Here is a 20235-nt window from a genome sequence, read left to right on the forward strand (position 1 = left end):
CGGGGGGCCTTTCAGGTGCCGAGCGAGATGAGGACGTCGCGGCGCAGTGCCACGCGCGCGGGATCGTCGTGCGCCGTACGGTCGTGCGGGCGCGGCACGTTGCGTACGGCGGTCAGACGGCCGTTGCCGAGGAGGGCCACACGGTCGCCGAGGAAGAGGGCCTCGTCCACGTCGTGGGTGACGAAGACGACGGTCGCGCCGGTGCCGCGCAGCACCTCCACCAGCAGGTCCTGCATGCCGGCGCGGGTCTGGGCGTCGAGGGCGCCGAAGGGTTCGTCCATGAGGACGGCGCGGGGCGCTCCCGCCAACGCGCGGGCCAGCTGGGCGCGTTGGCGCTGTCCGCCGGAAACGCGGTGCGGCAGGTGCCGGGAGTGGTCGGCGAGGCCGACGCGCGCCAGCCAGGATTCCGCCTGCCGCCTGCGCTCCGCACCTCGCAACCCCTTGATGGCGAGCGGCAGTTCGACGTTCGCGCGCAGGGTACGCCAGGGCAGGAGGGCGTCCTCCTGGAAGATCAGGGCGCGGTCGGCGGCGGGGCCGGTCAGCGGGCGTCCGTCCTGACCGACTTCTCCGGCGAGGGGGGACAGCAGTCCGGCCAGCGTGCGCAGCAGGGTCGACTTGCCGCATCCCGAGGGGCCTACGACGGTGAGGATCTCGCCGGGGGCGACATCCAGGTCGACGTCCGCGAGGACCGGGGCGTCGGGCCGGCCGAGGCCGGCGCCGCGGAGGGTGAGCCGCGTGCCGCGTACGGCTGTCGGCGCCTTGGCCTCCGTACCGGTGGGAGGTGCGCTGGTCACTTCAGTGTCAGACGAGGTGCTCATCGCGCGCCTCCTCGGTCGACGGGGCGGTCTCGGTCTTCGTGGGTGCGGAGGTCCGGGCCGCCGGGGCGGCCGCCCGGAGCGGTCCGGGCCTGCCGGCGGGGACGTAAGACGTGCGCGGCAGCCAGCGTGTGAGGCGGCGGCCTAGGAGTTCCACGGCCGTGGAGGTGATCCAGCCGAGCACGCCGATCGTGACCATGCCGACGAACACGCCCGCGTAGTTGACGACGGTGTAGTCCTGCCAGGTGCGGTAGCCGACGCCGTACTGCCCGGAGATCATCTCGGCGGAGATCACACAGATCCACGAGACGCCGATGCCGACCGACAGGCCGCCGAAGATGCCGGGCAGTGCGCCCGGCAGGACGACCGAGCCGAGGATCCGCCACCGGCCGCCGCCCATCGTCAGCACCGCCTCCTCCCATACGGGGGTCAGGGCGCGGACCGCGTGCCGGGTGGAGACCAGGACGGGGAAGAAGGCGGCCGTGCAGGTGATGAAGACGATGCCCTGTTCGTTGGAGGGGAAGAGCAGGATCGCGACCGGGACGAGGGCGATCGCCGGGATCGGGCGGATCACCTCCAGGACCGGGCCGAGCAGGTCCTCGGCGAGGCGGGAGCGCGCCACGAGCACGCCCGTCGCCACGCCGAGCACGGCGGCGAGGAGGAAGCCGGTGAGGATGCGGGTGAGGCTGTCGGTGAGGTCCGTCCAGTAGTCGGGGCCGGACAGCCGGTCGGCGAAGGCGCGCGCCACGTCGGCGACCGTCGGGAACTGCGAGAAGCGCAGCCACAGGTCGACTTTCAGGCCGGCCAGCAGCTGCCAGGCGCCGAGGGCCGCCGCCAGCGAGGCGAGCCGCAGGGCGAACCGGCCCGCGCGCCGCGGATAGCGGAGCGCGAACCTGCCCTTGCGTTGCGGTTGCTGCTGGGTCACGACGCCTGCTCCAGCGCGTCGGCATAGGTGATGACGCGGGCGCCTCCGTGTGCGGCGACGTACTTCTTCGCGGTCGCCGGCGCGACGAAGGGGAGGAGCCGGTCGCCGTCGGCCACCCAGACCGCCTTGTCGGCGAACCACAGGGTGCCGGTGGTGGCGTCGGGGACGTAGGCCGCGCGGATGCCGTCCTTGTGCTTGTCCACGTAACTCAGCAACTCGGCGGGCGACTTGAAGGAGGTCGTCTTCTCGGCGCCCTTGGGCCACACCTCGCTCGCCGCCGCCGGAGGCGTCGTGTTGAGGCGCTTGGTGTAGCTCGTGCCGAGGGCCTTCTTGACGTACTGGTCGTCTACGAAGGAGTCCACGTCGATGTCGCTGGTCAGCTTGGCCGACTTCAGGACCGAGACGTCCTTCATGAGCGCGGAGACGAGTTGCGGCTTGACCGCCGGGCCGAAGGTGGAGATGCCGTGGGCGCCGTTGTAGAGGTAGACGACCTCGGCGGGCAGGCCGGTGGCCTTGGCGACCTTCTCGGCGGCGGCGACCGGGTGGTCGTTGAGGTAGTCGGTGGCCTCGGCCTGGGCCTTGAGGAAGGCATTCAGGACGACGGGCCGCTGCTTGGCGAAGTCCTCGCGGGCGGTGACGCCGTGGAAGGTGGGGAGGTTCAGCTGGGCGCCGTCGTAGATGGCCTTCGCCTTGCCCTGGAAGGTGAGCAGGCCCGGCCAGGCGACGAACTGGGACAGGGCGTCCGCACTGCCCGCCGACAGGGCCGAAGCACCCACCGCGGGCTGCTGGTTGAGCTTCTCGATGCCCTTGTCGGGGTCGATGCCGGCGCGCTGCAGGGCCCGTACGAGAGTGCCGTCGGCGGCGGAGCCGACGCTCGTGGAGACCTTCTTGCCCTTCAGGTCGGTGAGGGACGCCAGCTTCGAGTCCGGGGAGGTGACGATCGTGTTGAGACCGCCGCGGAGGTTGTAGCCGGTGACCGAGACCAGGTGGGTCGGCCTGCCGAGCTGCTTGCCCCGGGCCGCGTTGATCAGCAGCGGAAAGTCGCCCATCGAGCCGATGTCGACCTTTCCTGCGGTCATCTGGGCGGTGATGGGTGCACCGGTGGCGTAGTCCTGCCACTTCACGTCGTACGTCCGCCCCTCCCGCTTGCCGAGCGCCCGCAGTTCGCGCTCGAAATAGCCGAGGGAGCGCAGCAGGGTCCCGGCGGTGGTGGTGTTGATGGTCTTGGACTGATAGCCGATGGTGACGGTGACGTGGTTGCCGTCACTCCCCTCGGCACTGCCGCCGCAGCCCGTCAGGGCCAGGGGGAGGAGCACCGCGGCGGCTGCGGCCGGGACGGTCGTACTGGTTGTGCGTGATCGCATGGCGGAGGGACCTCTCAGCGGAGCAAGTAGGGCATGTTGACCGTGACCGCGCCGGTGGGACAGCGCGCGGCGCACGGCCCGCAGTACCAGCACTCGTCGACGTGCATATACGCCTTGTCGGTGTCGGGGTTGATGGCGAGCGAGTCGAGCGGGCACATCTCGACGCAGAGCGTGCAGCCGTCGATGCACTTGGACTCGTCGATGGTCACGGGCACATCGGCCCGCTGCGGCACCAGCGCCATGGCGTACTCCTTGGGTCCGAACTGGATCAGGCAGATCAGGCAGATCAGGCAGATCGGGCGGGTGAAATGGATCAGGTGGATGAGGCGGATCAGACGGTTCCGGTGGTTCCGGCGGTTCAGAGGGAGCGGTGCACCAGCCCCTGCATGGTGATGCGGTCACCGCGGAACCGGATGAACTCAAGGTCGACGGGGCGGCCGTCGGCCAGATGCGTCAGCCGCTCCAGCATCAGCACCGCCGCACCGCGCGGCGCCTGCAGCACGGCCGCCGAGTGCGCGTCGGCGTTGACCGCCTCCAGGGTGATCTCGGCGGTGCCGAGCGGCTGCCCGGTGAGCTCCTCCAGCAGCCGGAAGATGTCGGTGTTCTCCAGGTCGGAGCCGAGCAGCCGCACGCCGATGTCCATGGGGATGTAGGTGAGGTCCAGCGACAGCGGCAGTCCGCCGAGCCGCCGCAGCCGCTCCACGTACAGCACCTCGCTGCCGTCCGGCACGCCCAGCCGCTCCGCCACACAGCCGGGAGCCACGACCGGACCGACGGTGCGGACCTCGTTGCTGACCCTGCCGTGTTCGTGCAGCGTCTCGGCCAGGCCCTGCAGGCGGTTCAGCGCGTGCGGGTACTTCTCGGCGACCACCACCGTGCCCACCCCCGGCACCCGCTCCACCAGCCCCTCGGCGCGCAGCAGATCCAACGCCTGGCGGACGGTGTTGCGGCTGGCCAGGTAGTCGGCGCACAGGGCCGACTCGTGCGGCAGCGCCCCGTCAGGGAACGCGCCGCCCAGCACCTGGTGCCGCAGCAGATCCGCGAGCTGCCGTGCCTGGTCGGCGCGGAGCCGACGGCGCCGAGCGGCGGCCGCGGTCGGGCTCGTCCGGTCGGCCCCGTGCTGGTTGCGGAGGCGTTGGGTGGAAGGCATGGCAGGGACCGTAACCGCGTTTGCCGACCAGATGTGTTGCCAGAGTATTGCGCCATTTCATCTCGCCACGGCGGGGCTGTGACCTGCGTGGATGTGCCTATCCGAGGGAGATGCGCCACATCGGACGCGCCATCGGCGGCGATTCCGGAACACGCCCCGGCCTTGTCGGCATCCCACCAGGTTCGTCCCGACTCGTTTTGTCGTCCCACGGGTCGGGCAGGCTTTGACAACTATGACCGAGATCTGTCTAACCTACGCGGCATCGGTCATGAGCGTCAGCGACAAGCCCTGGCTTGCTGACCGGCAACCCTCGCGCCGCGGTGGGGTGCCCCAGGTGACGACCGGACCGGAAGATTTCGGTAAGCGCGAGGCCCCCAGGGGCCGGAACAGTGACGGTGACGCAATGTACGCAGCTTTCGGGACAGCCGCATGGCGGCGCCGTGGCTGCCTGCTGCTGTGCGCGAACCGGTCGGTCGATCTGCTCCGCGTCAACAGTGCGCTGTGTACCGGCAGCTGCACCCGCCGTGCCTTCTGCCAAGGCTGACGGTCTTCTGAATCTCTGATGCCACCGCTGTCGCGGTGTGCGTCCTTCGTTCCCAGCCCCCGTACCGCGTGACCCCGTGCGCATCGTCACGCAGAGCCCTGCCGGCTCTGCGGTGCCGTTGCCGCATCCGTGGTCCGGGGTGTCCGAATTCGCTGGAGCCCTCCATGAGTGAACCCCCTGGCGCTGCTGTATCCCTCGCCCCAGCGCCGCCGGCCGAGGAGACCCCCGAACCCTCCTCCGCGCCTCGCACCGCACGCCTCGCCGAGGCCGAACGACCGGGCGACGACACCGCACCGCGGCCACTGGCGGCACAGCGGGTGCTGCCGCTGCGCAGACCAGGCCGCTGGATCGCCACGGCGATCGTGCTGGTGCTGGTCGCCCAGATCGTCCACGGACTGGTGACCAACCCCTTCTACCAGTGGGACCGGTTCCAGTACTGGTTCCTGCGCCCGACGATCCTCGACGGTCTGTTCATCACCCTCGAAGTGACGGCGTACAGCGCGGTGTTGGGTCTGCTGGGCGGCATCCTGATCGCCCTCGGCAGGCTGTCCCGGAGCCCGGTGCTACGGGTCGTCAGCTGGACCTACACATGGCTCTTCCGCTCGGTTCCGCTGATCGTGGTGCTGCTGTTCCTCTACAACTTCAGCGCGCTGTACAGGACGCTGAGCATAGGGGTTCCGTTCGGGCCCGCCTTCTTCACCTTCGACGAGTCCCGGCTCGCCACCGACATCGTCGTCGCGGTCGTCGGACTCAGCCTGAACGAGGCGGCGTACGCGTCCGAGGTGGTGCGGAGCGGCATCCTCGCGGTCGACCAGGGGCAGCACGAGGCGGCATCGGCACTCGGCCTGCCGAAGCGCTACCAGTTCAGGAAGATCGTCTTCCCGCAGGCCCTGCGCTCCATCACCCCGAACTACGTCAATCTGCTGATCAATTTGATCAAGAGCACCTCGCTCGTCTTCTACGTGTCGCTGCTCGACCTGTTCGGCTCCGCGCAGAGCATGGGCAGCACCTACCCGGGTGACATCGTCCCGCTGCTGCTGGTCGCCACCATCTGGTACCTGATCCTCACGAGCGCGGTCTCCGTCGTCCAGTTCTACGTCGAGCGGTACTTCTCCCGGGGCGCCACCCGCACCCTTCCGCCGACGCCATTGCAGAAGTTGCGTACGGGTCTGCGTGATCTGCGCGCCCGCGCCCGGAGGGAGGCGGCGATATGACCACCGAGACCGCTGAGAGCACCGGGACCACCGAAGACACCACCGAGGTACGACCCGCTGCCGTCGAGGTCCACGACGTGCACAAGTGGTACGGCGCCCACCGGGTGCTGGACGGCGTCGAGTTGACCGTACGGCCCGGCGAGGTCACCGTGATTCTCGGGCCGTCCGGGTCCGGCAAGTCCACCCTGCTGCGGGTGATCAACCACCTGGAGAAGCCCGAGGTCGGCTACGTCAGCGTGAACGGCGAGCTGATCGGCGTACGCCGGCACGGCGAGGGCAGGGAGACGGGGGTCCTTCCGGCGAAACGCCGGGGGAGGCTCAAGGAGCTGAGCGAACGGGCCATTCTGGGCCAGCGCAGCCGGATCGGCTTCGTCTTCCAGAACTTCAACCTCTTCCCGCATCTGACCGCGCTGGACAACGTGGCCGCCGCTCCCGTGGCCACCGGGAAGCTGACCAAGCCGGAAGCCCAGGAACTGGCCCGCCAACTGCTCGGCCGGGTGGGCCTGGCCGACAAGGCCGGCGCCTATCCGCGGCAGTTGTCCGGCGGCCAGCAGCAGCGGGTGGCCATCGCCCGCGCCCTCGCCCTGCGGCCGGGGGTCATCCTCTTCGACGAACCCACCTCCGCGCTCGATCCCGAACTGGTCGGCGAGGTACTGGCCGTCATCAAGGACCTGGCCACCAGCGGCACCACCCTCATCATCGTCACCCACGAGATCGGCTTCGCCCGTGAGGTCGCCGACCAGGTCGTGTTCCTCGACGAGGGCCGGATCGTCGAACAGGGCCCGCCCACCGAGGTGCTGGACCACCCGAAACACGAGCGGACCAGGGACTTCCTGAGCAAGGTGCTCTGACCCGTCCCCCACCCCCACACCCCCTCGAAGCGCCCCCCCCACACCACCCGAAGAACCGGCAACACACCACCACAACCACAACCACAACCACTCACCGAACAAGGACAACCATGCGCATCCCCAGCCTTCGCAGCAGACTTCTCCGCGGCCTCACGGCGGGCACCGTCGTCACCGCCCTCGGCATCGGCCTCGCCGCCTGCGGTGGCACCAGCGAAGCGGCCGGCACTTCCGACGGCAACGGGACGGTCACCGTGGGGACCCTGTCCAACGGGGCCGCCAAGGAGACCAAGCTCAAGGTGTCCGAGGTCAAGTCCATCAGCGCCAAGCTGCCCAAGTCGTTCGCCAAGAAGGGCAAGCTGGCCATCGGCGTCGGCGCCCTGCCCACCGGATCCGCGCCGATTCAGTACGTGGGGGATGACCAGAAGACCCTCACCGGATCCGAGCCCGACTTCGGCCGGCTGGTGGCCGCGGTCCTCGGTCTCAAGCCCGAGCTGAAGAACTTCACCTGGGAGAACCTGTTCGTCGGCATCGACAGCGGCAAGGTCGATGTGGCCTTCTCCAACGTCACCGACACCGAGGAGCGCAAGAAGAAGTACGAGTTCGCCTCCTACCGCAAGGACAACCTCGCATTCGAGGTACGCAAGGAGAGCAACTGGAACTTCGACGGCGACTACAAGAACCTGGCCGGCAAGACGGTCTCGGTGAGCCGGGGCACCAACCAGGAGAAGGTCCTGCTGGAGTGGAAGGCGAAGCTGAAGAAGGAGGGCAAGGACGTCACCGTCAAGTACTACCCGAGCGTCAACAGCGTCTACCTGGCACTGAACAGCGGGAAGACCGACGTCCACTTCGGCCCCAGCCCCAGTGTCGCCTACCACATCACCCAGGTGGCGAAGACCCCCGACACGACCCGTAACGCGGGCAGCTACTCGGGCGCCGGAGCGAAGCTCCAGGGACTGATCGCCGCGACCTCCAAGAAGGACAGCGGGCTGGCCGAGCCGGTCTCCGAGGCGATCAACTACCTGATCGAGCACGGCCAGTACGCCAAGTGGCTGGCCTCCTGGAACCTCTCCAACGAGGCCGTCAAGACCTCCCAGGTCAACCCGCCCGGCCTGCCGCTCGACAACTCCTGATCAACGGTCGCACGGGTGTCCGCCGCCCGGGACTCCACCGTCACGTCGGAGTCCCGGGCGCACCGGCCCGCCAGGTCCGCCACGAACGCCACCGGTGCCGCGGACGACATCGATGCCATGGATGACACGGAGCCTTCTCACGCTATGTCCACCAGCGTCTCTCCCTCCCCCGCGCAGAGCCCGGTCGAACCGCACCTCCTGGACAACGCCGCCTGGGCCGCGCTGACCGGCCCGCACACCCGGTTCGCCGAGCGCGTCGGCCGCGCCGCCCGCTATCCCCTCGACGTGTGCCCCTTCACCGCCCTCGCCGACCCGGCCGACCCGGGCGCCTGGGACGACCTGGCTGCGCTGGTCGGCCCGGACACCGTCACCGCCGTCACGGCAGCGTGGGCGGTCCCGGACGGATGGGAGATCGTGGAGCGAGGGCAGGGCGTCCAACTGGTCGACACCGGGCTACGCGCCGAACCCGCGCCCGAAGCGGTACGGCTGGGCCTCGACGACATCCCCGAGGTCCTGGACCTGATCGCCCTGACCAAGCCGGGCCCCTTCCTGCCCCGCACCGTCGAACTCGGCACCTACCTCGGCATCCGGCACGGCGGACGGCTCATCGCCATGGCCGGGGAACGCCTGCATCCGCCGGGCTGGACGGAGATCAGCGCCGTCTGCACCCACCCGGCACACCGTGGGCAGGGTCTGGCCACGCGTCTGGTCCGGGCGGTGGCGGCCGGGATCAGGGAACGCGGGGAGACCCCCTTCCTCCACACCCACGCGAGCAACAGCACCGCCATCCGCCTCTACGAGTCGATCGGCTTCACCCTGCGCCGCCGTACGAACTTCCTGCTGGTGCGCACCCCGGGCCGTCAGCCGGCACCGACGCCGTGAGCAGGCGGCCGCTGCCCGACGACGCCCTGCCCGACCACGCCCAGACGCCGAAGGGAACCGACATGATCACTTCCGAGAACCGACCCGCGCGACCCTCAACGGCGGTTTCCGCCACGAACGCTGCGAACCTTGCCACCACGAACCTTGCCGCTACGAGCGCTGCCACCACGAACCCTGCCGCCGACGACATACTCCGCCGCACCCTGCGGCGCCACGCCGCCGGAGTCACGGTGATCACCGTCCCGGGCCCGGCCGGCTTCACGGCCACCTCCTTCACCTCCGTATCGCTGCGGCCGGCTCTGGTGTCCTTCTGCCTGGGCCTCGGCGCCTCGACCGCGCCGGCCGTACGGGAGGCCGACCGGTTCGCCGTCCACCTCCTCGGCACCCAGAACGCCGAGGTGGCAGGGCAGTTCGCGCGCAGTGGTGTCGACCGGTTCCACGGCGTCGCCTGGACCGAACAGGAGGGCGGCCTGCCCCTACTCGACGACGTGCCCGCCTGGCTCACCGCCCGGGTGACGCTGCGTCAGCCCGTCGGTGACCACCTGCTGGTCGTCGGCGAGGTCGAGACCGGCGCGGTGCATCAGGAGGCGACGGCACTGGTGCATCACGACGGGGCCTTCGCCGCGGCCCGTCCGCTGCTCCCGCGACGGATCCGCCGCGCTTCATGACGATCACGATGATCGCGACCCTACGACGATCGCGACGAGATGAGCCCACTCCCGGTACGTACGTCCCAGTCCCATAAGGAAGGACCCCCACCGTGTCCTCATCATCCCCTTCGCTACCCTCCTCGCCCGCTTCATCCGCTCCGCTGCACCTTGCCGTCGCACTCGACGGCGCAGGCTGGCACCCTGCCGCCTGGCGCGAGCCGGTGGCCCGGCCCCGGGACCTGTTCACCGCCGGCTACTGGGCCGACCTCGTCGCCGAGGCCGAACGCGGCCTGCTCGACTTCGTGACGATCGAGGACTCGCTAGGACTCCAGTCCGCGCACTTCCTGGAACCGGACGGGCGCACCGACCAGGTGCGCGGACGGCTGGACGCCGTCCTCATCGCCGCCCGTGTCGCCCCGCTGACCAGGCACATCGGGCTCGTGCCGACCGTGGTGGCCACCCACACCGAGCCGTTCCACATCTCCAAGGCGATCGCCACGCTCGACTATGTGAGCAACGGTCGCGCGGGCCTGCGCGTTCAGGTGACGGCGCGCCCGAACGAGGCCGGGCACTTCGGACGCCGCACGTTCCCCCGTATCGACCTCCGGGAGGACAGCCCGGCCGCACGGGACCTGGCGACCGACCTCCTCGACGAGGCCGCCGACTACGTCGAGGCGGTGCGCCGGCTGTGGGACAGCTGGGAGGACGACGCGGAGATCCGGGACGTCGCCACCGGCCGTTTCGTCGACCGCGACAAGCTGCACTACATCGACTTCGAGGGCAAGCACTTCAACGTCAAGGGCCCCTCGATCACGCCCCGGCCGCCGCAGGGCCAGCCCCTGGTCAGCGCGCTCGCACACGAGCACCCGACCGGTGCCCCGTTCCGGCTGGTCGCCCGCTCCGCCGACGTCGGATACGTCACGCCGCACGACACCGAGCGGGCACGCGCCGTCGTCGCCGCGGTGCGGGCCGAGAAAGACACTGCCGGGCGTGCGGAGGAGCCGCTGCACCTGTTCGGCGACCTGGTGGTGTTCCTGGACGACGACTCCGCCGCGGCGGAGGACCGCCGGGACCGCCTGGACGCCCTCGCGGGACACGCGTACCCCAGCGACGCCCGTGTGTTCACCGGGACGCCCGCTCAACTCGCCGATCTGCTACTGGAGTTGAGGACGGCCGGACTGTCCGGCTTCCGGCTGCGCCCCGCCGTTCTCGGACACGACCTGCCCGCGATCACCCGGCGGCTGGTCCCCGAACTGCAGCGCCGAGGCGCCTTCCGGAGCTCCTACGAGGCCGACACCCTGCGCGGGCTGCTCGGACTCGGCCGTCCCGCCAACCGCTACGCCGCTACCGCCTGAGCCGGAGGGACCTACTCATGAGCACGTCGTCAACGGACAAGCCACTCAAGCAGATTCACCTCGCGGCGCACTTTCCCGGTGTCAACAACACCACCGTGTGGAGCGACCCCGAGGCCGGCAGTCACATCGAGTTCAGCTCCTTCGCGCACCTCGCGCGGACCGCCGAACGGGCCAAGTTCGACTTCCTGTTCCTCGCCGAGGGGCTGCGGCTGCGCGAACAGGGCGGGGAGATCTACGACCTCGACGTCGTGGGACGGCCCGACACCTTCACCGTCCTCACCGCGCTCGCCGCCGTCACCGAACACCTCGGGCTGACCGGCACCATCAACTCCACCTTCAACGAGCCCTATGAGGTCGCCCGCCAGTTCGCCAGCCTCGACCATCTGTCGGGCGGGCGCGCCGCCTGGAACGTGGTCACCTCCTGGGACGCCTTCACCGGCGAGAACTTCCGCCGCGGTGGTTTTCTGCCGCAGGAGGAGCGCTACACCCGGGCCAAGGAGTTCCTGGCCACGGCCCATGAACTCTTCGACTCCTGGCGGGGCGACGAGATCATCGCCGACCAGGAGACCGGCACCTTCCTGAGCGACGCCAAGGCCGGATCCTTCGTCCACCAGGGTGAGCAGTTCGACATCAGCGGACAGTTCAACGTCCCCCGCAGCCCCCAGGGACGACCGGTGATCTTCCAGGCCGGCGAGTCCGACGAGGGGCGCGAGTTCGCGGCCTCCAACGCCGACGCGATCTTCAGCCGGTACAGCAAACTTGAGGAGGGGCAGGCCTTCTACCAGGACGTCAAGGGCCGCCTCGCCCGCTACGGGCGCAGACACGACCAGCTGCTGATCCTGCCCGCCGCGACCTTCGTCCTCGGCGACACGGACGCCGAGGCGCGGGAACTCGCCCACGAGGTAAGGCGGCAGCAGGTCAGCGGCGCGACCGCGATCAAGTACCTGGAGCACATCTGGAACCGGGACCTGTCCGCCTACGACCCGGACGGCCCGCTGCCCGACGTCGACCCGATCCCCGGCGAGAACACCATCGCCCTCGGCCGGGCGAGCGTACGACAGTTCCGTGACCCGCTCGCCGTCGCCAAGGAGTGGCGCGAGCGCGCCGAGGCGAAGCACCTCTCCATACGCGAGCTGGTCATCGAGACCACCGGCCGCCAGGCGTTCATCGGCTCCCCGGCCACCGTCGCCGAGACCATCAACGAGTTCGTCCAGGCGGACGCCTCCGACGGCTTCATCCTCGTCCCGCACATCACCCCCGGCGGCCTCGACGCCTTCGCCGACACCGTGGTTCCGCTGCTCCAGGAGCGCGGAGTGTTCCGCACGGAGTACGCGGGCACCACCCTGCGCGACCACCTCGGCCTGGACCACCCCGACGCCGAGGCGACGGCACAGCAGGTGGCGTCATGAGCGCACCCCTCGGCGTCCTCGACCTGGTCCCGATCTCGTCCGGCTCCACGGCCACCGAGGCGCTCCGCAACTCCATCGACCTGGCCCGGCATGCCGAGCGCTTGGGCTATGCCCGCTACTGGTTCGCCGAACACCACCTCAATCCGGGCGTGGCGGGCACCTCACCCGCCGTCGTCCTCGCCCTGACCGCCTCCGCGACCTCGACGATCCGGCTCGGCTCCGGCGCCGTGCAGCTCGGTCACCGCACCGCGCTGTCCACGGTCGAGGAGTTCGGCCTGATCGACGCGCTGCACCCAGGGCGGCTCGACCTGGGCCTCGGGCGCTCCGGCGGCCGCCCGCCCGGAGCGGCCACCACCCCGGTGCTGTCCGCGACCCCCGTCGTCGACGGCCGGGCCCCCAACGGGCTGCGGATCCCGGAGCGCTTCTCCTTCGCGCACCTGCTCGGCTCACCGAGGGTCGCGCTCCAGCGCAGACTGCTCCAGCTGCCGGGCGCCGAGTCGCAGGACTACGGCGAGCAGATCGACGACATCCTCGCGCTGCTGGCCGGCACGTACCGGTCCGCGGACGGCATCGAGGCACGCGCCGTCCCGGGGGAGGGCGCCGACCTACAGGTGTGGATCCTGGGCAGCAGCGGCGGGCAGAGCGCCGACGTAGCGGGCCGCAACGGTCTGCGGTTCGCGGCGAACTACCACGTCAGCCCGGCCACCGTGCTGGAGGCGGCGGAAGGCTACCGAGCCGCGTTCCAGCCGTCCGACGTGCTCGACAAGCCGTATGTGAGCGTCTCGGCCGATGTCGTCGTCGCCGAGGACGACGAGACCGCTCGCGAACTCGCCACAGGCTACGGCCCGTGGGTCCGCAGCATCCGCACCGCCGAGGGCGCGATCGAGTTCCCCACACCCCAACAGGCCCGCTCCCATGTGTGGACCGACGCGGACCGGGCACTGGTCGCCGACCGCGTCGAGACCCAGTTCGTCGGCTCACCGGGCCGGGTGGCCGACCAACTGGAGCAGCTCCAGGAGGCCACCGGCGCCGACGAACTGCTCATCACCACCATTACGCACGGCCATGCCGACCGGGTGCGTTCCTATGAACTGCTGGCCGAGGAGTGGCAGCGCAGATGAGCCGGGAGCCCGTGCGCGGTGGGGAGGGACCTTCGACGAACCGCCCCACCGCGCACCGGGCTGCCGCGTTCCACCGCACAGCCACCGGTGCCGTCAGCGGCGGCGATTGTGAACGAAATGCTGCGCGCGCATGGCGGGATATTCAGAAAGTGAGACAAGGCCTGTGGCCTCATTGACGTGGCTGAATTTCGCTGCCAGCCTCCCAGGTGTGAACCACTCGGAGCACTTCACCGCACGCCTGCACGTCGATCTGCGACGCCAGGCCAGTGCCATCTGTGCCGCTGGCTGCTAGAGCTGCCGACCAGCGTCAGCTTCTGAGCGACCCCTGATTCCGGGGCATTGTCTGCCGGTCCGGAATTCCCCCGTCGCATGGTGATTTCTCGCCGCGTACCCCTCCGGACTCCGCCAGATTCGGTACCCGAGCCGCCCCGTTTCCTCTCACCCTTCGCATTTCCCTTTCGGTTTTTCGCGCCTCGGGCCGGCCTCATGCCCCGGGCTGTTTCTCCGCTCCAGTAGCCGGCGGTCATCACCACCGCCCCCCACTTGCGTACCGCCGCGGCTCCACCACCAACTCGAACAGGACCCTTCCATGAGCTCCATGAGCAAGCTGACGACCGCATCGAGCCGACGACAGTTCCTCACCCTGCTGGGCCTCTCGGCGGTAGCGGTCAGCTGCGGCACCGGGGGCGGCGGCTCGGCCAAGGACCAGAGCAAGACCCTGCGATACCAGGGCTGGGCGGGGTCCGTCATCCTGCCCGAACTGGCCGAGGACCTCGGCTTCCTGGAGGACGTGAAGCTGAAGTGGGTCGGCAACACGATCAGCGGGCCGCAGGACATCCAGTCGGCGGCCACCGGACAGGTCGACTTCGGCGGCGCGTTCAACGGAGCCGTCGTCAAACTCGCTGCGAGGAAGGCGCCCATCACGGCCGTCGTCAGCTACTACGGCGTCGACAAGGCCGCCTACAACGGCTTCTACGTCCTCAAGGACAGCCCGATCCGTTCGGCCCGTGACCTGATCGGCCAGAAGGTCGGGATGAACACCCTCGGCGCGCACTCCGAGGCGATGCTTGACATCTACCTGCAACGCCACGGCCTGTCGCAGGCGGACATCAAGAAGGTCGAGCCGTTGGTGGTGCCCCCGGTCAACACCGAGCAGTCGCTGCGGCAGAAGCAGATCCAGGTGGGTGTCCTCGGCGACATCCTGCGCGACAAGGCCCTGCAGACCGGCGGGATCAGGCCGCTGTTCACCGACCACCAGCTGCTCGGCGACTTCTCCGCCGGCACGTACGTGGTGAACAACCGATTCCTGAAGGAGAACCCCGACACCACGCGCACCTTCGTCACGGGCATCGCACGCGCCATCGAGTGGGCCCGCGCCACACCGCGCGAAGAGGTCATCGAGCGGCTGATCGAGATCGTCAAGAAGCGTGGCCGCAACGAGGACACCGGTCCGCTGAAGTACTGGAAGTCCTTCGGCGTCGCCGAGACCGCCGGACGCATCACCGACAAGGACCTCGAGCTCTGGATCGACTGGCTCGCCAAACGCGGTGACATCGAGAAGGGCCAGGTCAAGGCGTCGGATCTCTACACCAACGAGTTCAACGAGTACAGCCGGAAGGACAAGCAGAAGAACAAGCCGTCCGCGGCCAAGCAGACCTCCAAGAGCGGGAGCTGACCCCATGTCAGAAGCCACCACACCCAAGATCGAGTTCGATCAGGTGCGCAAGACCTTTCCCGCCAAGAAGGGGAGGGCCCAGCGCCGTGGATCGGCCTACGGGGACGGCGAGTTCACCGCCCTGGACGGTGTCGACCTGCGGATCGACGCGGGGGAGTTCGTCGTCGTGGTCGGCCCCAGCGGATGCGGCAAGTCCACCCTCCTGGACCTGCTGGGCGGACTCGCCCGGCCGACCGGCGGACAAATCCTCCTGGACGGGGAACCGGTGACCGGGCCCGGCCTGGACCGCGGCATCGTCTTCCAGCAGTACGCCCTGCTGCCCTGGCGCACCGCCCTGGGCAACGTCGAGTTCGGCCTGGAGGCGACCGGCGTGCCACGGCGCGAGCGCACCGCGCGTGCCCGCGAGTACCTGGACCTGGTCGGGCTCTCCGGATTCGAGAACCGTCACCCGCACGAGCTGTCCGGCGGCATGCGCCAGCGCGTGGCCATCGCCCGCTCGCTCGCCTACGACCCCGACGTCCTGCTGATGGACGAGCCGTTCGCCGCGCTGGACGCGCAGACCAGGGAGTCGCTCCAGGACGAGCTGCTGCGCATCTGGGAGCGCACCGGAAAGACCGTCGTCTTCATCACCCACGGCATCGAGGAGGCCGTCTACCTGGGCCAGCGGGTGGCCGTCATGACCTCCAGGCCCGGCCGCATCAAGCAGGTCGTACCCATCCACTTCGACTCCCGTACGGAGACGGACGACCTGCGGTCCAGCCCCGAGTTCGCACGGTACCGGCACGAGATCTGGACGCTCCTGCACGACGAGGTGACCAGGGCCCAGCTGCTGGAGAAGGAGGAGGTCTCCGTATGAGCCTCGTAAGCGGTTCGCGCACTCGGAGCAAGCCCGAGGAGGAACTCAAGCCCCAGCCGTCCACCGAGAAGCCCGCACCGGTCCTGGCCATCGCGCTGCGCAAGTCACGGCTCCACCGCGCTTCCGTGCTGCCCCGCATCCTGCGCGCGGTGCTGACCGCCGCCACCAAGTCGGCGGCGATCGTCGCCCTGCTGCTCGCGTGGGAGCTGGCGCCCCGCTTCGGCTTCGTGGACCGGACCTTCCTGCCGCCCTTCAGCGAGGTCGCCCAGGCATGGTGGGAACTCGTGGCCAACGGGCAGCTCGCCGACAACGCCCAGGCGAGCCTGGTGCGTTCGTTCAGCGGATTCGGCATAGCCGTCGGCGTGTCCGTACCGCTGGGCCTGCTCATCGGTTGGTACCGGCCCGTTGCCGATCTCCTCAACCCCCTGCTGCAGGTCTTCCTCAACACCGCGGCCCTGGCCCTGCTGCCGGTGTTCGTACTGCTCCTCGGCATCGGCGAGACGTCGAAGATCTCCATCGTGGTGTACGCGTGCGCGTGGCCGATCCTGTTCAACACCATCAGCGCGGTACGCACCGTCGACCCCACCCTGCTGAGGTTGGCGAAGTCCATGGACCTGTCGGCGCCGAGGCTGTTCCAGAAGGTGATCCTGCCCGCCTCGGTGCCGACGATCTTCACCGGAATCCGGCTGGCCGGGGCGATCTCCATCGTCGTCCTGGTCGCCGCCGAGATGATCGGCGCCAAGGCCGGCCTCGGCTATCTGATCAACGCGTCCCAGTACAACTTCGCCATTCCGCAGATGTATGCGGGCATCGTCACGATCTCCGTCATCGGCGTGGCCTTCAACCAGCTGCTGGTGACCGTGGAGAAGCGGCTCAGCGCGTGGCGCGTCCCCGTGACGAGCTGACGTCCCTAACCGTCCCCGCGCAAGGAACCCGGAAGGACTCTCCATGCCCGCAACCAGCACTCCTCGCCCCCGCCGCCTTCATCTCAACGCCTTCCTGATGAACGCCGGCCACCACGACGCCGCCTGGCGACATCCGCGTACCCAGCCCGAACGCGTCACCGACCTGCGCTACTTCCAACACCTCGCGCAGACCGCCGAACGCGGCAAGCTCGACTCCATCTTCTTCGCCGACGGCCTGGCCCTGTGGGGCAAGGTCAAACACAACGCGCTCGGCGGTTTCGAACCGCTCACACTGCTGTCCGCCCTGGCGACGGTCACCGAACGCATCGGCCTGATCGCCACCGTCTCCACCACCTTCAACGAGCCCTTCCACACCGCCCGGAAGTTCGCCTCCCTCGACCACCTCAGCGGCGGGCGCGCCGGCTGGAACATCGTCACCTCCGGCACGGCCGACGAGGCCCGCAACTTCGGCCAGGACGAGCACCTCGAACACAGCCTGCGCTACGACCGGGCGCGGGAATTCCTCGAGGTCGCCACCAAGCTGTGGGACAGCTGGGAGGACGACGCGATCCTGCTCGACCGTACGCGCGGGATCTACGTGGACGACGAGAAGGTGCGGCCCATCGACCACTGGGGGGAGCACTTCGTCGTACAGGGCCCGCTCAACGTGCCGCGCAGCCCGCAGGGTTACCCGCTGCTGGTGCAGGCCGGGTCGTCCGAGGACGGAAAGGAGTTCGCCGCCCAGTACGCCGAGGCCGTGTTCACCGCACAGCAGAGCCTCGCCGACGGGCAGTCCTTCTACAAGGACGTGAAGAACCGCCTCCCCCGCCACGGACGTTCCGAGGACGACCTGAAGATCCTGCCCGGGATCTGCCCGGTCATCGGCTCGACGGAGGCGGAGGCCCGCGCCCTTGAACAGGAGCTGACCGACCTCCAGGTGCCGGAGTACGGACTCGCCCAGTTGTCGGGGATGCTCGGCACCGACCTGACCGGGCTGCCGCTGGACGGGCCGCTGCCCGAGCTGCCCGAGGAGCGGGACATCAACGGCAACAAGAGCCGATTCACGCTGGTCGCCGAACTGGCCCGGCGCGACGGACTGACCCTGCGCGAACTCATCGCACGCCTCGGCGGCGGGCGCGGCCACCGGGTGTTCGCCGGGACGCCGGACCAGATCGCCGACCAGCTCGAAGAGTGGTTCACACAGGGCGCCGCCGACGGCTTCAACGTCATGCCGCCGCATCTGCCGGGCGGCCTGGAGGACTTCGTCGACCACGTCGTGCCGATCCTCCAGGACCGGGGCCTGTTCCGCACCGAGTACACCGGACGCACCCTGCGCGAGCACTACGGCCTGCCCCGCCCCGAAGGCCGGCTCGCCCCCTCCGCCACCGCCGCCGAGGGACAGCCGGCATGACCGGCCTCGACCTCACCACGGACGTCCTTGTGGTCGGCGGCGGCCCCGCCGCCACCTGGGCGGCGCTCAAGTCGGCCCAGGCCGGAGCGGATGTCGTTCTCGCCGACAAGGGCTACTGCGGCACCAGCGGCGCGACCGCGTCGGGCGGCACCGGCGTCTGGTACGTCCCGCCGGACCCCGTCGCGCGCGAGGCGGCCATGACCAGCCGGGAGAAGCTCGGTGGATACCTCGACGACCGCCGCTGGAAGGAACGCGTCCTGGACCAGACGTACGCGGGCATGAACGAACTGGCCGCGGCGGGCCGGTACCCCTTCCCCACCGGGCCGGACGGCACCCAGCTCAGAAACGGCCTCCAGGGGCCCGAGTACATGCGCCGGATGCGCATTCGCGTCCAGCGGGCCGGCGCGCGCGTCCTCGACCACAGTCCGGTCACCGAGCTGTTGACGGACCCGTCCGGAGCGGTCGCCGGGGCCCGCGGCTACCGGCGGCAGGCGGGTGAGGCCTACCGGGTGCGGGCGGGCGCCGTGGTCCTGGCGACCGGCGGCTGCGCGTTCCTCAGCGGAGCGCTCGGCTGCAACGTGAACACCGGAGACGGTGCCCTGTTCGCCGCCGAGACGGGTGCCGAGCTGTCCGGCATGGAGTTCTCCAACGCCTACGGCATCGCCCCCGAGGGCACCTCGGTCACCAAGACCGCCTTCTACTCGTTCGCGACCTTCTACCACGAGGACGGGACCGTCCTGGAAGGCGCGGCGAGCCAGGGCGGCCGGTCGGTGATCGCCCGCGCTCTGCTGCACGAGAAGGTGTACTGCCGCCTCGACCGTGCCGACGCCTCTGCCCGGCGCGGAATGCGGCTGGCCCAGCCGAACTTCTTCCTCACCTTCGACCGGCTCGGCATCGATCCGTTCACCGACCGGTTCGCGATCACACTGCTCGCCGAGGGCACGGTGCGGGGCACCGGTGGCATCCGCCTCACCGATGACGACTGCTCCACCACCGTCCCCGGGCTGTACGCGGCCGGGGACGCCGCCACCCGCGAGCTGATCTGCGGTGGCTTCACCGGGGGCGGCAGCCACAACGCCGCCTGGGCCATCTCGTCGGGCATCTGGGCGGGCCAGGGGGCGGCACGGTACGCGCTGTCGTCCGGGCGCCGGGCCGGCACCCGCCGACTCACGCCGACCGGCGGGGCGGGTCTCCGGCCGACCCGGACACCGGGCCCGGCAGCCGCCCACCGCGAGGTGATCGCGGCGGTGCAGGCCGAGATCCTGCCGTACGAGAAGAACTACCTGCGCCACGGCACGACCCTCACCGCCTCGCTCACCGCCCTCGACGCCACCTGGGACGAGGCCCGCTCCGCACTGCGCGGCACGGGACCGGATGTCGTACGGGCCCGCGAGGCCGCGGCGATGACCGCACACGCCCGCTGGATGTACGCCTCCGCGCTCGCCCGCACCGAGAGCCGCGGCATGGCACGGCGACTCGACTTCCCCGATCAGGACCCCGGACAGCGCCACCGCATCGTCAGCGGCGGACTCGACGAGGTGTGGACGCGGGCCGAGCCCGTGGCCGCACTCCTGGAGGCGGCCTCGTGATCGAATTCATCTCCGCCGAGCGCTGCATCGCCTGCGACAAGTGCATCAAGGTCTGCCCGACCAACGTCTTCGACCGGGGCGAGGACGGTATCCCGGTCCTGGCCCGCCACACGGACTGCCAGACGTGTTTCCAGTGCGAGGCGAACTGCCCCGCCGACGCCCTCTACGTGGCCCCGCAGTCATACCCCCTGCCCGACGAACCCGCCGTCCGGGACGAGGACGGTCTCGACCGGGCCGGCCTGCTCGGCAGCTACCGCCGCCGCATCGGCTGGGGGCAAGGCCGCACCCCCGGCGCCCGACTGGCCGTGGGACCGCCCCTCAACCCGCCCGGCGCCAACGGAACCTCCCTGCCCATCACCTCCTGACACGGCCGAAACCCCTGAAAGGAA

20 protein-coding genes and 1 riboswitch are annotated in these 20235 nt (G+C 69.9%); of the genes, 15 read left to right on the forward strand and 5 right to left on the reverse strand.

Going from position 1 to position 20235, the window contains the following annotated elements; translation table 11 throughout:
* Positions 1 to 11: 11 nt before the first annotated feature.
* The 5 genes from FCH28_RS07255 to FCH28_RS07275 all read right to left on the reverse strand — a co-directional run bounded on the left by FCH28_RS07255 (position 12) and on the right by FCH28_RS07275 (position 4254).
* On the reverse strand, positions 12 to 818 hold the full coding sequence (locus FCH28_RS07255; protein ID WP_136738847.1) for an ABC transporter ATP-binding protein: 807 nt from the start codon (positions 816 to 818) through the stop codon (positions 12 to 14).
* Positions 802 to 1740, reverse strand: coding sequence for an ABC transporter permease (locus FCH28_RS07260; protein WP_136738848.1), 939 nt, complete (start codon positions 1738 to 1740; stop codon positions 802 to 804). The genes FCH28_RS07255 and FCH28_RS07260 overlap by 17 nt, the downstream gene beginning before the upstream one ends.
* Positions 1737 to 3104 carry an ABC transporter substrate-binding protein gene (locus tag FCH28_RS07265; protein WP_136738849.1) on the reverse strand — a complete coding sequence of 456 codons (1368 nt, stop codon included), beginning with the start codon at positions 3102 to 3104 and terminating at the stop codon, positions 1737 to 1739. The genes FCH28_RS07260 and FCH28_RS07265 overlap by 4 nt, the downstream gene beginning before the upstream one ends.
* 14 nt (positions 3105 to 3118) lie before the next feature.
* On the reverse strand, positions 3119 to 3346 hold the full coding sequence (locus tag FCH28_RS07270) for a 4Fe-4S dicluster domain-containing protein (RefSeq protein ID WP_136738850.1): 228 nt from the start codon (positions 3344 to 3346) through the stop codon (positions 3119 to 3121).
* A 116-nt stretch (positions 3347 to 3462) separates the two neighbouring features.
* Positions 3463 to 4254, reverse strand: coding sequence for a GntR family transcriptional regulator (locus FCH28_RS07275; RefSeq protein WP_136738851.1), 792 nt, complete (start codon positions 4252 to 4254; stop codon positions 3463 to 3465).
* 264 nt (positions 4255 to 4518) lie between these two features.
* Positions 4519 to 4626: riboswitch (SAM riboswitch) on the forward strand.
* Positions 4627 to 4962: 336 nt separating this feature from the next.
* Between FCH28_RS07275 and FCH28_RS07280 the strand changes: the two genes are divergently transcribed.
* The 15 genes from FCH28_RS07280 (at position 4963) to FCH28_RS07345 (ending at position 20211) form a co-directional block, all read left to right on the forward strand.
* Positions 4963 to 6012: an amino acid ABC transporter permease gene (locus FCH28_RS07280; RefSeq protein ID WP_136738852.1), complete on the forward strand. Its 1050-nt coding sequence runs from the start codon at positions 4963 to 4965 to the stop codon at positions 6010 to 6012.
* Positions 6009 to 6863, forward strand: coding sequence for an amino acid ABC transporter ATP-binding protein (locus FCH28_RS07285; protein ID WP_136738853.1), 855 nt, complete (start codon positions 6009 to 6011; stop codon positions 6861 to 6863). Before FCH28_RS07280 ends, FCH28_RS07285 begins: the two co-directional genes overlap by 4 nt.
* A 110-nt stretch (positions 6864 to 6973) precedes the next feature.
* Entirely contained in the window at positions 6974 to 7993 is a 1020-nt protein-coding gene (locus FCH28_RS07290) for a transporter substrate-binding domain-containing protein (protein WP_136738854.1), read from the forward strand.
* 144 nt (positions 7994 to 8137) lie between these two features.
* A complete protein-coding gene (locus FCH28_RS07295; RefSeq protein ID WP_136738855.1) occupies positions 8138 to 8875 on the forward strand; it encodes a GNAT family N-acetyltransferase in 738 nt (245 codons plus the stop codon).
* 203 nt (positions 8876 to 9078) lie between these two features.
* A complete protein-coding gene (locus tag FCH28_RS07300) occupies positions 9079 to 9543 on the forward strand; it encodes a flavin reductase family protein (protein WP_281289684.1) in 465 nt (154 codons plus the stop codon).
* Positions 9544 to 9635: 92 nt separating this feature from the next.
* A complete protein-coding gene (locus FCH28_RS07305; RefSeq protein ID WP_136738856.1) occupies positions 9636 to 10880 on the forward strand; it encodes an LLM class flavin-dependent oxidoreductase in 1245 nt (414 codons plus the stop codon).
* A gap of 17 nt (positions 10881 to 10897) precedes the next feature.
* Positions 10898 to 12289 (forward strand): NtaA/DmoA family FMN-dependent monooxygenase, encoded by a 1392-nt coding sequence (locus FCH28_RS07310; RefSeq protein ID WP_136738857.1) that lies wholly within the window; start codon positions 10898 to 10900, stop codon positions 12287 to 12289.
* Entirely contained in the window at positions 12286 to 13410 is a 1125-nt protein-coding gene (locus tag FCH28_RS07315) for an LLM class flavin-dependent oxidoreductase (RefSeq protein WP_136738858.1), read from the forward strand. The genes FCH28_RS07310 and FCH28_RS07315 overlap by 4 nt, the downstream gene beginning before the upstream one ends.
* Positions 13411 to 13540: 130 nt before the next feature.
* Positions 13541 to 13702, forward strand: a complete 162-nt coding sequence (locus tag FCH28_RS40035) for a putative leader peptide (protein ID WP_425471893.1) — start codon at positions 13541 to 13543, stop codon at positions 13700 to 13702.
* A gap of 306 nt (positions 13703 to 14008) precedes the next feature.
* Positions 14009 to 15085: an ABC transporter substrate-binding protein gene (locus FCH28_RS07320; protein ID WP_425471894.1), complete on the forward strand. Its 1077-nt coding sequence runs from the start codon at positions 14009 to 14011 to the stop codon at positions 15083 to 15085.
* Between the two features lie 4 nt (positions 15086 to 15089).
* The gene (locus FCH28_RS07325) at positions 15090 to 15941 is read left to right on the forward strand and encodes an ABC transporter ATP-binding protein (RefSeq protein ID WP_136738860.1); all 852 of its coding nucleotides are present in this window, start codon (positions 15090 to 15092) and stop codon (positions 15939 to 15941) included.
* Entirely contained in the window at positions 15938 to 16846 is a 909-nt protein-coding gene (locus FCH28_RS07330) for an ABC transporter permease (RefSeq protein WP_136738861.1), read from the forward strand. Before FCH28_RS07325 ends, FCH28_RS07330 begins: the two co-directional genes overlap by 4 nt.
* Before the next feature lie 43 nt (positions 16847 to 16889).
* The gene (locus tag FCH28_RS07335) at positions 16890 to 18257 is read left to right on the forward strand and encodes an LLM class flavin-dependent oxidoreductase (protein ID WP_136738862.1); all 1368 of its coding nucleotides are present in this window, start codon (positions 16890 to 16892) and stop codon (positions 18255 to 18257) included.
* Positions 18254 to 19846: an FAD-dependent oxidoreductase gene (locus FCH28_RS07340; RefSeq protein ID WP_136738863.1), complete on the forward strand. Its 1593-nt coding sequence runs from the start codon at positions 18254 to 18256 to the stop codon at positions 19844 to 19846. The genes FCH28_RS07335 and FCH28_RS07340 overlap by 4 nt, the downstream gene beginning before the upstream one ends.
* Positions 19843 to 20211 (forward strand): 4Fe-4S dicluster domain-containing protein, encoded by a 369-nt coding sequence (locus FCH28_RS07345; RefSeq protein WP_136738864.1) that lies wholly within the window; start codon positions 19843 to 19845, stop codon positions 20209 to 20211. Before FCH28_RS07340 ends, FCH28_RS07345 begins: the two co-directional genes overlap by 4 nt.
* The last annotated feature ends 24 nt before the right edge of the window (positions 20212 to 20235 follow it).

Origin of the sequence: Streptomyces piniterrae, from assembly GCF_005048155.1 — a bacterium.
Lineage (GTDB): Bacteria > Actinomycetota > Actinomycetes > Streptomycetales > Streptomycetaceae > Streptomyces > Streptomyces piniterrae.

Bases quoted from the DNA above. Each gene is read 5' to 3' on its own strand.
- FCH28_RS07255 (WP_136738847.1), bottom strand. From the start codon at position 818: ATGAGCACCTCGTCTGACACTGAAGTGACCAGCGCACCTCCCACCGGT.
- FCH28_RS07265 (WP_136738849.1), bottom strand. From the start codon at position 3,104: ATGCGATCACGCACAACCAGTACGACCGTCCCGGCCGCAGCCGCCGCG.
- FCH28_RS07270 (WP_136738850.1), bottom strand. From the start codon at position 3,346: ATGGCGCTGGTGCCGCAGCGGGCCGATGTGCCCGTGACCATCGACGAG.
- FCH28_RS07275 (WP_136738851.1), bottom strand. From the start codon at position 4,254: ATGCCTTCCACCCAACGCCTCCGCAACCAGCACGGGGCCGACCGGACG.
- FCH28_RS07280 (WP_136738852.1), top strand. From the start codon at position 4,963: ATGAGTGAACCCCCTGGCGCTGCTGTATCCCTCGCCCCAGCGCCGCCG.
- FCH28_RS07285 (WP_136738853.1), top strand. From the start codon at position 6,009: ATGACCACCGAGACCGCTGAGAGCACCGGGACCACCGAAGACACCACC.
- FCH28_RS07290 (WP_136738854.1), top strand. From the start codon at position 6,974: ATGCGCATCCCCAGCCTTCGCAGCAGACTTCTCCGCGGCCTCACGGCG.
- FCH28_RS07295 (WP_136738855.1), top strand. From the start codon at position 8,138: ATGTCCACCAGCGTCTCTCCCTCCCCCGCGCAGAGCCCGGTCGAACCG.
- FCH28_RS07310 (WP_136738857.1), top strand. From the start codon at position 10,898: ATGAGCACGTCGTCAACGGACAAGCCACTCAAGCAGATTCACCTCGCG.
- FCH28_RS07315 (WP_136738858.1), top strand. From the start codon at position 12,286: ATGAGCGCACCCCTCGGCGTCCTCGACCTGGTCCCGATCTCGTCCGGC.
- FCH28_RS40035 (WP_425471893.1), top strand. From the start codon at position 13,541: ATGGCGGGATATTCAGAAAGTGAGACAAGGCCTGTGGCCTCATTGACG.
- FCH28_RS07320 (WP_425471894.1), top strand. From the start codon at position 14,009: ATGAGCAAGCTGACGACCGCATCGAGCCGACGACAGTTCCTCACCCTG.
- FCH28_RS07325 (WP_136738860.1), top strand. From the start codon at position 15,090: ATGTCAGAAGCCACCACACCCAAGATCGAGTTCGATCAGGTGCGCAAG.
- FCH28_RS07330 (WP_136738861.1), top strand. From the start codon at position 15,938: ATGAGCCTCGTAAGCGGTTCGCGCACTCGGAGCAAGCCCGAGGAGGAA.
- FCH28_RS07335 (WP_136738862.1), top strand. From the start codon at position 16,890: ATGCCCGCAACCAGCACTCCTCGCCCCCGCCGCCTTCATCTCAACGCC.
- FCH28_RS07340 (WP_136738863.1), top strand. From the start codon at position 18,254: ATGACCGGCCTCGACCTCACCACGGACGTCCTTGTGGTCGGCGGCGGC.